This window comes from Bradyrhizobium sp. (assembly GCF_035935975.1).
Classification (GTDB): Bacteria; Pseudomonadota; Alphaproteobacteria; order Rhizobiales; family Xanthobacteraceae; genus Bradyrhizobium.
This window is the reverse complement of sequence record NZ_DASYWN010000016.1, coordinates 78,533-88,536: the sequence shown is the minus strand read 5'-3', so window position 1 is coordinate 88,536 and position 10,004 is coordinate 78,533. Positions and strand designations below refer to the sequence as shown.

At 62.2% G+C, this 10,004-nt stretch carries 13 protein-coding genes; 11 read left to right on the top strand and 2 right to left on the bottom strand.

Going from position 1 to position 10,004, the window contains the following annotated elements:
• A partial coding sequence (locus VGR99_RS09355; RefSeq protein WP_326898053.1) for a hypothetical protein occupies window positions 1-248 on the top strand: 248 nt, incomplete at its 5' end.
• On the opposite strand, the gene VGR99_RS09350 is transcribed toward VGR99_RS09355, so the two are convergent.
• Window positions 224-1,366 (bottom strand): alpha-hydroxy acid oxidase, encoded by a 1,143-nt coding sequence (locus tag VGR99_RS09350; protein WP_326898052.1) that lies wholly within the window; start codon window positions 1,364-1,366, stop codon window positions 224-226. The two genes, VGR99_RS09355 and VGR99_RS09350, sit on opposite strands and share 25 nt — an antisense overlap.
• 104 nt (window positions 1,367-1,470) lie before the next feature.
• On the opposite strand from VGR99_RS09350, the gene VGR99_RS09345 reads away from it, so the two are divergent.
• Window positions 1,471-1,638 (top strand): hypothetical protein, encoded by a 168-nt coding sequence (locus VGR99_RS09345; protein WP_326898051.1) that lies wholly within the window; start codon window positions 1,471-1,473, stop codon window positions 1,636-1,638.
• A gap of 220 nt (window positions 1,639-1,858) precedes the next feature.
• On the top strand, window positions 1,859-3,205 hold the full coding sequence (gene glmM / locus VGR99_RS09340) for a phosphoglucosamine mutase (protein WP_326898050.1): 1,347 nt from the start codon (window positions 1,859-1,861) through the stop codon (window positions 3,203-3,205).
• Between the two features lie 213 nt (window positions 3,206-3,418).
• Here the strand turns inward: glmM and VGR99_RS09335 are convergent, their stop codons facing one another.
• Window positions 3,419-3,814 (bottom strand): nuclear transport factor 2 family protein, encoded by a 396-nt coding sequence (locus VGR99_RS09335; RefSeq protein WP_326898049.1) that lies wholly within the window; start codon window positions 3,812-3,814, stop codon window positions 3,419-3,421.
• Window positions 3,815-3,947: 133 nt separating this feature from the next.
• Here VGR99_RS09335 and VGR99_RS09330 point away from each other — a divergent pair, with 133 nt between their 5' ends.
• From VGR99_RS09330 to VGR99_RS09295, 8 genes are all read left to right on the top strand, one after another.
• Window positions 3,948-4,427, top strand: a complete 480-nt coding sequence (locus VGR99_RS09330) for an Lrp/AsnC family transcriptional regulator (RefSeq protein ID WP_326898048.1) — start codon at window positions 3,948-3,950, stop codon at window positions 4,425-4,427.
• A gap of 116 nt (window positions 4,428-4,543) precedes the next feature.
• Window positions 4,544-4,966 (top strand): RidA family protein, encoded by a 423-nt coding sequence (locus VGR99_RS09325; protein ID WP_326898047.1) that lies wholly within the window; start codon window positions 4,544-4,546, stop codon window positions 4,964-4,966.
• Window positions 4,967-5,139: 173 nt separating this feature from the next.
• Window positions 5,140-6,390 carry an MFS transporter gene (locus tag VGR99_RS09320; RefSeq protein ID WP_326898046.1) on the top strand — a complete coding sequence of 417 codons (1,251 nt, stop codon included), beginning with the start codon at window positions 5,140-5,142 and terminating at the stop codon, window positions 6,388-6,390.
• A gap of 228 nt (window positions 6,391-6,618) precedes the next feature.
• Window positions 6,619-7,461: an outer membrane protein gene (locus tag VGR99_RS09315; RefSeq protein ID WP_326898045.1), complete on the top strand. Its 843-nt coding sequence runs from the start codon at window positions 6,619-6,621 to the stop codon at window positions 7,459-7,461.
• 184 nt (window positions 7,462-7,645) lie between these two features.
• Window positions 7,646-8,473, top strand: coding sequence for an outer membrane protein (locus tag VGR99_RS09310; RefSeq protein ID WP_326898044.1), 828 nt, complete (start codon window positions 7,646-7,648; stop codon window positions 8,471-8,473).
• Between the two features lie 73 nt (window positions 8,474-8,546).
• Entirely contained in the window at window positions 8,547-9,137 is a 591-nt protein-coding gene (locus VGR99_RS09305) for a glutathione S-transferase family protein (RefSeq protein WP_326898043.1), read from the top strand.
• A gap of 18 nt (window positions 9,138-9,155) precedes the next feature.
• Window positions 9,156-9,620 (top strand): GNAT family N-acetyltransferase, encoded by a 465-nt coding sequence (locus VGR99_RS09300; RefSeq protein ID WP_326898042.1) that lies wholly within the window; start codon window positions 9,156-9,158, stop codon window positions 9,618-9,620.
• Window positions 9,621-9,793: 173 nt separating this feature from the next.
• The gene (locus tag VGR99_RS09295) at window positions 9,794-9,985 is read left to right on the top strand and encodes a hypothetical protein (protein WP_326898041.1); all 192 of its coding nucleotides are present in this window, start codon (window positions 9,794-9,796) and stop codon (window positions 9,983-9,985) included.
• Window positions 9,986-10,004: the final 19 nt, after the last annotated feature.

Genomic DNA, 10,004 nt, shown 5'->3' with positions numbered 1-10,004 from the left:
CTACGGGGCAGCCACAAACTGCTCAGGGTGGGCGCGATCCGATCGCCAGCGGCCTGCCGCGGTCGCAGCTGCGGCAGGCCATTCCTCTCGGAATGCACCGACAATATCTGATTGCGCTATTACAAGGGTGGGCAAAGGCGCACTTGCGCCGTGCCCACCACTTTATCTGTGTTTCGCAAATTGGTGGGCACGCTTCGCTTTGCCCACCCTACGGCACCTGTGGCTACGGCGCGGCCGCAATGATGTGATCGTCGATCTCGTCGATCCGGTTGACGCCGCACAGGCCCATCGTGGTCAGCAGCTCTTTGTGGATGATGTCGATCGCCTTGGCGACGCCGGCCTGGCCGCCGGCGCCCAGGCCGTAGGCATAGGCGCGGCCGATCATGCAGGACTTTGCGCCGAGCGAGAGCGCGCGCATCACGTCCTGGCCGGAGCGGATGCCGCCGTCGAACATGATCTCCATCTTGTCGCCGACTGCGTCGACGATCTCGGGCAACACCTCGATCGAGGACGGTGCGCCGTCGAGCTGACGGCCGCCATGGTTGGAGACCACGATCGCCTGCGCACCGGTTTTCGCGGCGAGCTCGGCGTCCTCGACGTCGAGAATGCCCTTCAGGATCAGCTTGCCCGGCCAGATCGAGCGGATCCAGTCGATGTCGCTCCAGTTCAGCGAGGTGTCGAACTGCGAATTGATCCAGGTCGACAGCGAGGTGATGTCGTCGCTGACCTTCAGATGACCGGCGAGATTGCCGAAGGTGCGGCGCTTGCCCTGCAGCACGCCCGACACCCAGGCCGGCTTGGTGGCAAAATCGATCAGCTTCGACAGCGACCATTCCGGCGGCACCGTCATGCCGTTCTTGATGTCCTGGTGGCGCTGTCCGATCACCTGGAGATCGACGGTCAGCACCAGCGCCGAGCATTTCGCGGCGATCGCGCGTTCGATCAGCGCCTTGATGAAGCCGCGGTCCTTCATCACGTAGAGCTGGAACCAGAACGGCTTCTCGACATTGGCGGCGATGTCCTCGATCGAGCAGATCGACATCGTCGATTGCGTGAACGGGATTCCGGCGGCCTGCGCGGCGCGGCAGGCGTGGATCTCGCCGTCGCCATGCTGCATGCCGAGCAGGCCCACCGGCGCCAGCATCAGCGGCATGGTCGAGGGCTCGCCCAAAATCGTGGTCGAGGTGTCGCGCTTGGAGACGTCGACCAGGATGCGCTGGCGGAACTTGATGTTCTGCATGTCCTCGCGGTTGGCGCGCAGCGTTTCCTCGGCATAGGAGCCGCGGTCGCAATAGTCGAAGAACGCCTTCGGCACGCGGCGCTTATGCAGTGCGCGAAGGTCGTCGATACAGGTGATATGCTTCATGAACGTTCCCCGGCCCGTCTTGCATCAGGAGTCTTGCATCGGAAGATTGAGGGGTCATCTAGCATGGTTGGATGCACAGCCAAATCGTTTGAAAGGACAGCCCCATGAGCAGGCCGCACAGCCAGCCGACGCCGGAGGAGATCAAGGAAAAGAAGGATCTCGAAGAGGCGCTGGAGGAGGGCCTGGAAGAGACCTTTCCGGGCTCGGATCCCGTCAACGTCACCCAGCCCGCGCCCAGCCGCGGCGACAGCCATGTGAAGCGTTCGGATTAGCCCAAATTCTCCCTGTTCCCTCTGGTCTGGCGGGAATTTTAATGTTAACAATAGGTTACCGGGGTGGCGACGCTCCCGGTTCCGTAATGATTCATCATATTTTTTGAAGCCAAGTTAGCCGCGATGGCATTATAAGACGGCAGCAAATCAGGGATGCGGGGCCCGTTCGGGCATCCGGAGGTTTTCGTGGGGATTCCTGGTTGTTGCTTGGGGGACGATTATGAGCCGCAAATATTTCGGGACGGACGGGATTCGGGGCCGCGCCAACGGACTGATCACGCCGGAGCTCGCGCTCAAGGTCGGCCAGGCCGCTGGCCTCGCGTTTCAGCGCGGTGACCACCGCCACCGGGTCGTGATCGGCAAGGACACGCGCCTGTCCGGCTACATGATCGAATACGCGATGGTCGCGGGCTTCACCTCGGTCGGCATGGACGTGCTGCTGGTCGGCCCGATGCCGACGCCGGCGGTCGCGATGCTGACCAAGTCGATGCGCGCCGATCTCGGCGTCATGATCTCGGCCTCGCACAATCTGTTCGAGGACAACGGCATCAAGCTGTTCGGCCCGCAGGGCTTCAAGCTGTCCGACGACGTCGAGAAGCAGATCGAGCAGTTGCTCGACGAGCCCATCGAGAAGCGTCTCGCCCAGAGCGCGAGCCTCGGCCGCGCCCGCCGTATCGACGGCGTGCATGACCGCTACATCGAATTCGCCAAGCGCACGCTGCCGCGCGACCTCTCGCTCGACGGCCTGCGCGTCGTGATCGATTGCGCCCATGGCGCCGCCTACAAGGTGGTGCCGGAAGCGCTGTGGGAATTGGGCGCCGACGTCGTGCCGATCGGCGTCGAGCCCGACGGCTTCAACATCAACAAGGATTGCGGCTCGACCTCGCCGGAAGCGCTGTCGCGCAAGGTGCGCGAGATGCGCGCCGACATCGGCATTGCGCTGGACGGCGACGCCGATCGCGTCATCCTGGTCGACGAGCGCGGTCATGTCGTCGACGGCGACCAGCTGCTCGCGGTGATCGCGCAGAGCTGGAAGGAAGACGGCCGCCTCTCGCGTCCCGGCATCGTCGCGACCGTGATGTCCAATCTCGGCCTCGAGCGCTTCCTGAAAGGGCAGGGGCTCGATCTCGTGCGCACGCCGGTCGGCGACCGCTACGTGCTCGAGAAGATGCTGGGCGGCGGTTACAATCTCGGCGGCGAGCAGTCCGGCCACATCATCCTGTCCGACTACGCCACCACCGGCGACGGTTTTGTCGCCGCGCTGCAGGTGCTGGCGGTGGTGCAGAAGTCGCGCCGTCCGGTGTCGGAAGTCTGCCACCGCTTCGATCCGCTGCCGCAGATTCTCAAGAACGTCCGCCACAAGGGCGGCAAGCCGCTCGACGCTTCCGAGGTCAAGTCGGCGATCTCCGACGGCGAGAAGCGTCTCAACGGCCACGGCCGCCTCCTGATCCGCTCCTCCGGCACCGAGCCGGTGATCCGCGTCATGGGCGAAGGCGAGGACCGCATCCTGGTCGAGGACGTGGTCGACACCATCGTCTCAGCGCTGGGCCAGGCTGCCGCGGCTTAACGACTCCGAACAGAAGCGCGGACGAAGAGCAGTAAGCGGCAGCAGTCGCGACCCAAGGGACCGGAGACACTTCGTGGCTCCGGTCGTAGTCGCATGCATGCAGGCCGACTGGCAGGCGGCGCTGCTCGGGCAGTTCCTCCTATTCTTCTTCAGCAAATGTCTATCGGCAACCACTGCATGGCCGCTAAGGGCCGGCCGTCGATGTGGCGAGCGTTAGCTGGCTGTGTGCTCAAATCGTCTCTCGATATGAAATGACTTTGCAGTTACGAGCCAGTGCCCTTCGATCAGGTGGAGCGAAAGGTAGTCCACATAGAGTATGGTGTCGATGCGAACGCGAACTTTGATCAACGCCTGGGACGCTGAGGCGATGTCCACGAGTAGAATCTCTTGCTGCCTCGGAGCGTTCTTGGATTTGGGCGACGGATTGGAGGACAGGAGTGCGCGATAATCGGCAGCGGACAATACGCGAAGCGTTCCGTCCCTCATCCCGTGCAGTTGAGCTGTAGGCGCGAAGACTCGGGCAAATCGGTTCACGTCCGAGTCGAACATCATGTCGAAGTATTCCCCGATCGTTGTGAGCAGTGCCGCGGGAAGGCCAAGGTTGGTCATTCGGTAGCTCCGGCTTGGTTTGGCAACGAGCTAACGATCACATGGCTGCCCGGAGCATGTCCTTGCAAACCGTGCCATCGGCGATACGATCTACGCAATTAATCGCCAAACGAGCCTCAAGAGATGCTCATTCATGCCAAAATTTGATCTCGATACGATCGATCGCCGTATCGTTTCCGAATTGCAGAACGACGCCAGACTGACAAATGTCGAACTGGCCGACCGGGTGGGCCTGTCTCCCTCACCCTGCCTCCGGCGGGTAAAGCGCCTGGAGCGCGACGGCATCATCAATGGCTATCGCGCCGTGCTTGAGCGAGATCGCGTCGGCCTCGGGTTTTCGGTTTTCGTCGGCGTCAAGATCGATGGTCATGCCAATGACCGCGCAATCAATTTTGAGAACACTGTGTGCGCCATGCCGGAAGTGATCGCTTGCCACCTTGTTTCAGGCGACGCAGACTATTTTCTTGAGGTCGTCGTGCCCGACCTTGACGCCTATCAGCACTTCCTTGTTGGCAAATTGCTGGAGTTGCCGATCGTACGTGAGGTCAGAAGCAACATTGCCATCCAAACCCGGAAGGCTGGAGCACCATTGCCGCTTGGTCATTTGGGCTAACCCAGGATTAGCGTTCGGTTGTTTGAGCCCGCCAAGTGGGCCTGAGAGGGGTTCGTCCGACTTTCTGTAGCGGACACCCCGATCCACTCAGTGTGGACATGCTGGAAAGACAAGTCATGAGCCGTTCAATCCACGCCCCGTCAGCACTGTTCGACAGCCTTAAGTTCGGGTTTGCGCAGGTCTCTGTCGTTGCGACACCTTGCGGTGATGCCATCCACGTTTCCGGGCAAGTCGCCTGGGATGCGGAACGGAACATCGTTGGAGAGAATGATATCGGGCATCAGCTCCAAAAGAGCCTGGAGAATCTATCCGCAGCATTATCATCCGTCGGCGCGAGCCTGAATCAGGTTGGGGCTCTCAGGCTTTACATCCGTCAAAGCCATATTCACGAAGGCGCCGCCATCAGTAAAGTTCTGAAGGCGGTGTTTGGAAATAGACCTCCGTGCACCACGTGGATTGGAGTACCAAGTCTCGCGCGAGAGGAGTTCCTGATCGAGGTCGAACCATCGGTCGTCTTCGTGCAAGGTCCTAAGCAATGACAGCAGCCCCGGCTCAAGGTGAGGACCAATCCCGGATTGCGCTGCGCTCCATCCGGGCTACGAGCTTCAGTGAAACCGGCCTGCATCCCAGCCATGGCCGATTGGCGGTGGTTCCACCACGGCTTGCATCGTAATGAGCAGATCGCGGCAATCTGCCGCGCCGGGATGCTGCCGTGAACAAGCCAGTCGTCGTCTCAGAGGAAATGCTGACCGAGCCCGTCGTCGTCACCGACGTGGCGCCCGCCACCGCCAAGGCGGCAGGGCCGGCCTACATCGTGCTCGCCGGCATCAGCTTCTCGCACTTCCTCAACGACACCATGCAGTCGCTGATCGCCTCGGTGTATCCGATCCTGAAGGACACCTATGCGCTCGACTTCGCGCAGATCGGCATGATCACGCTGGCCTTCCAGTTCACGGCCTCGCTGCTGCAGCCGGTGGTCGGGCACTACACCGACAAGAAGGCGCAGCCTTATTCGCTGTCGATCGGCATGGCCTCGACCTTCTTCGGCCTGCTGCTGCTCAGCGCCGCGCACCAATATCTGGTCATCCTCGTCGCCGCTGCCTTCGTCGGCCTCGGCTCGGCGGTGTTTCATCCGGAGTCGGCGCGCATCGCGCGGCTCGCCTCCGGCGGCCGCTACGGCTTTGCGCAATCGGTGTTCCAGCTCGGCGGCAGCTTCGGCACCTCGATGGGACCGGTGCTCGCCGCGCTCATCGTCGTGCCGTTCGGGCAGGGCAGCATCGCCTGGTTCTCCTCGATCGCGTTCCTCGCGATCGTCATCCTCTGGCGCATCGGCCGCTGGTACGAGCCGCAGATCAAGGCGAAAAAGACGGTGGCAGTGCAGGCTCATCCGGACGCGCCGAGCTCGCGCCGCGTCGGCGTTGCACTCCTCGTTCTCGTGGCGCTGCTGTTCTCGAAACAGCTCTATGTCTCGAGCCTGTCGAGCTATTACATCTTCTATTTGATCGACCGCTTCAGCGTGTCGACGCAGACCGCGCAGATCTATCTCTTCATCTTCCTCGCCGCGAATGCGGTCGGCGCGTTCTTCGGCGGACCGCTCGGTGACCGCTTCGGCCGCAAGATCGTGATCTGGATCTCGATTCTGGGCGCGCTGCCGTTCACGCTGGCGCTGCCCTATGCCGGCCTCTATGCGAGCGCGGTGCTGTCAGTGATCATCGGCCTCATCATCTCCTCGACGACGTCGTCGATCATCGTGTTCGCGCAGGAGCTGGTGCCGCACCGCTTCGGCATGATCTCCGGCGTGTTCTTCGGGGTGGCCTTCGGCATCGGGGGGCTCGGCGCCGCCGTGCTCGGCAAGCTCGCCGACCACACCTCGATCGAGTTCGTCTACCAGGTCTGCGCCTATCTGCCGGCGATCGGGCTGCTCGCGGTGTTCCTGCCGAAGCTGCCGCAGCACGCGCGTTAACAGATCCTGCTTTGCCGCGTTGCGGCTTCATCAATCGTTAGTAATTGCGGTGGGCCACCTGCCGCATTTTTGCAACGCTTAAGCTGCATCCGCGTGTGCGGTGAGAAAAAATCAACCTTAAAAATTAGGGTTAAGTGGCGCTTAAACATTTGCTGGCATCGTCCGCCCGTGAGTTTCCAGAACGTGAGGCGCTCGTATTTTGCCTCACCGGCCATAAGGACGAAGCCAATGCGTAGCGTTAAGTCTCTCCTTGCCGCGGGTGCGGCATCACTGATCTCGTCGATGGCGTTTGCCGCCGACATGCCGATCGCGGCGCCCCCTCCGATGTACGCGCCGCCGGCCCCGCCCGCCGACTTCGGCGGCTGGTATCTTCGTGGCGACGTCGGCATGACCAACCAGCGCGCCAAGAGCATCGAGGGCACCGTGGCGCCCGGGTTTACGAAGACGACCGAAGGACTCGGCTTCGACTCCTCCCCGCTGTTCGACCTCGGTGTCGGCTATCGCTTCAACAACTGGTTCCGTGCGGACGTGATCGGCCAGTATCGGGGCAAGGCTAACCTGCATGGTGCGGACAACGTCATCGGGCCCGGCTTCGTCGGTTCTGACAACTATACCGGCAGCAAGTCCGAGTGGGTCGTCATGGCCAACGCCTATGTCGATCTCGGCACCTGGTGGTGCGTCACCCCGTTCATCGGCGCCGGTATCGGCGGCTCCTACAACAAGATCAGCGGCTTCCGCGACGACGGCATTGCCTATCTCGCCGCGCTGACCCCGACCCCGAGCGCCAGCGTCGCCTACTTCGCCGACAGCGGAAAGTGGAACTTCGCCTGGGCTGCTCACGCCGGTCTCGCCTACAAGGTCAACCCCGGCTTCACGGTTGAACTGGCCTACAGCTACATGAACCTCGGCGACGCCGCGCCCGGCAACTACCGCCTGTTCGACAACAGCGCGACCGGCCCGACCTCGATCAAGCTCAAGGAGCTCACCTCGCACGATCTCAAGCTCGGCGTGCGCTGGGAGCTCAACAGCCCGCCGGCCTACGTGCCGCAGCCGCTCGTCACCAAGGGCTGATCGCAAATCTGATCGGCTAACAAGTCTCACTGGTTAAACTCTCTTAACGGCGCGGGATCATCCCGCGCCGTTTTGCTTTGCGCATTTTTCATTGCTCGGCGGCGACGAAAGGCTCCGGCGCAACCATTGGTTAAGGTTAACGAGCCATGATCACGACACAGTTCGAGTTCGATGGAGCGTTGCAATGCGTGGGTTCTTGTTGGCAGCGGTGATGTTGGGAACGGTGTCTGCCGCGCATGCGGCCGATATGCCTGACCTGCCGATCCTGCGCGGCAGCTTCACCGACGGCCTGAGCAGTTCCAACGTCAACTGGCAAGGCTTCTATGTTGGCGGCCAGGCCGGCTATGGGTCCTCCGACGAGAACTTCAACGGCTCGACCAAGAACATGATGGCTGCCTTGCTGGCGGATACGCTGATCGAGAGCTCGATGGGCGTGTCGCAGTGGAATCTCGGGCTGGGCAAGGCCTCGCAACGCACCACCGGCTACGGCGCCTTCGCCGGCTACAATGGCCAGTGGGAAGACGTCGTGATGGGCCTCGAAGTGAGCTGGATACACGGCAAGTTCGGCGGATCGGCGTCGGCCAGCGAACGGCGCGTCAGCCCGACGGCGCTCTCCGACGGCAACTTCCACGATGTCACGGCGACCTCGACATCGTCGATCAGCATCAGCGACATCGGGACGTTCCGCGGCCGCGCCGCTTATGCATGGGGATGCTTCCTGCCCTACATGTTTGGAGGCCTCGCGCTCGGCAATGCCGACATCGTTCGCACGGCCAATGTGCAGGATCGCGTGAGCCCCACCCAGTTGGGGACCTACACGGCGCTGGTGCCGTTGAGCTCGACCGATGCCCAGCACAATCATCTGATCTACGGCTACACCGCCGGTCTCGGCGTCGACGTCAACCTCGTGGGCGGCCTGTTCATGCGGGCGGAGTACGAATACATCCGTTTCTCGTCCGCAGTTGACACCAGCATCAACACCGTTCGCGCCGGCGTCGGCTACAAGTTCTGACGCGGCGTCGCTTCGGCCCGGTTGACAGCCTGTCTCCGTCCTGATGCTCTGTTGCTCCAACGGGGCGGCAGCGATGAAGATCTACGGCGATAGCAATTCCGGTAATTGTCTGAAGGTGAAGTGGGTCTGCGACAAGCTCGCGGTGCCCTACCAGTGGATAGAGGTCGACACCCGCAAGGGCGAGACGCGCACGCCGCAATTCCTGAAAATGAACAGCGCCGGCCAGGTGCCGACCGTGGCCTTCGACGACGGCCGTACGTTGGCGCAGTCCAATGCCATCATCCGCTATCTCGCCCGCGACAGCGCGCTGATCCCGCGCGATGCCTTTGCCGCGGCCAAGATGGACGAATGGCTGTTCTGGGAGCAGTACAGCCACGAGCCCTACATCGCGGTGTGTCGCTTCCAGCTCGTCTATCTCGGCAAGGACGCATCCGAGCTCGACCCGGAGAAGGTCAAGCGCGGCTATGCGGCGCTCGACCGCATGGAGCAGCATCTGGCGGAAAGCCGTTTCTTCGCGGGCGACGCGGTTTCGCTCGCCGACGTCTCGCTGCTGGCCTATACGCGCGTGGCGCATGAAGGCGGTTTCGATCTCGGCCGTCATGCGGCCATCCGCCGCTGGATCTGCGAGGCCGAGGCCTATCTTGGCCTGCCGCAGGCGCGCTGATTTCCTGGAGTTTCCGGTATGAACGATAAGTCCGTTTCGATCCGTCCCGCACGCCGCGAGGACGTCCCCGCGATGATTGCGATGCTCGCCGACGATCATCTCGGGCGCGCCCGCGAGCGCGTCGAGGATCCGCTGCCTGCCGTCTATTACGAAGCATTCGCGCGCGTCGAACGCGATCCGAACCTCACGCTTGTGGTTGCCGAGAGCGAGGGCAGGGTGGTCGGCTGTCTGCAGCTCGCAGTTCTGCCAGGCATCAGCTCGCAAGGCGGCATTCGCGGCCTGCTCGAGGACGTTCGCGTTGCTTCCGATTGCCGCAGCCGCGGCATTGGCGAGCAATTGGTGCAATGGGCGGTGACGGAAGCGAAAGCGCGCGGTTGCATCCTGGTCGAACTACTGACGCATGCGAGCAGAACCGATGCGCAGCGCTTCTACAAGCGGCTCGGATTTGCATCGAGCCACGTCGGCATGACTGTCCGCTTTTGAAGCAGCGCGTCGCGAGCGTTGCGCGATCAAGCAAATCGGATCGCGCGTTCGTTCATCTTAAGAGCTGATAAACTACCCGTCCGACGTTCACGTGGAACCAGGAACGAACGGTGCTACGCCAGCGTCTGAAACCGGGCTCGGTCGGTTCGGGGATTTCGATGACAAGCTATTCTATGATCAAGGTCGGCAACGACTACGTTGTGCAGGCCAATGACAAATGCATTTTGAAGGTCAGCAGCCGCCGCCGTGCTGCGCAATTGATCAGCGATGCCACGGACTTGCTGAACGCGCTTGCCGTGGTCGAATCCCCCGATATCGCGCCGGAGGCGCCATCACTCGCGCGTGAGGCCACGGAACTTCCTTGACGACTCTACCCGTTTCCCG

Coding starts and splice junctions, on each gene's coding strand:
- VGR99_RS09345 (WP_326898051.1), top strand. CDS start 1,471: ATGAGCAGGCCGCACAGCCAGCCGACGCCGGAGGAGATCAAGGAAAAG.
- VGR99_RS09310 (WP_326898044.1), top strand. CDS start 7,646: ATGCGTGGGTTCTTGTTGGCAGCGGTGATGTTGGGAACGGTGTCTGCC.
- VGR99_RS09335 (WP_326898049.1), bottom strand. CDS start 3,814: ATGACCAACCTTGGCCTTCCCGCGGCACTGCTCACAACGATCGGGGAA.
- VGR99_RS09350 (WP_326898052.1), bottom strand. CDS start 1,366: ATGAAGCATATCACCTGTATCGACGACCTTCGCGCACTGCATAAGCGC.
- VGR99_RS09305 (WP_326898043.1), top strand. CDS start 8,547: ATGAAGATCTACGGCGATAGCAATTCCGGTAATTGTCTGAAGGTGAAG.
- VGR99_RS09295 (WP_326898041.1), top strand. CDS start 9,794: ATGATCAAGGTCGGCAACGACTACGTTGTGCAGGCCAATGACAAATGC.
- glmM (WP_326898050.1), top strand. CDS start 1,859: ATGAGCCGCAAATATTTCGGGACGGACGGGATTCGGGGCCGCGCCAAC.
- VGR99_RS09330 (WP_326898048.1), top strand. CDS start 3,948: ATGCCAAAATTTGATCTCGATACGATCGATCGCCGTATCGTTTCCGAA.
- VGR99_RS09325 (WP_326898047.1), top strand. CDS start 4,544: ATGAGCCGTTCAATCCACGCCCCGTCAGCACTGTTCGACAGCCTTAAG.
- VGR99_RS09315 (WP_326898045.1), top strand. CDS start 6,619: ATGCGTAGCGTTAAGTCTCTCCTTGCCGCGGGTGCGGCATCACTGATC.
- VGR99_RS09300 (WP_326898042.1), top strand. CDS start 9,156: ATGAACGATAAGTCCGTTTCGATCCGTCCCGCACGCCGCGAGGACGTC.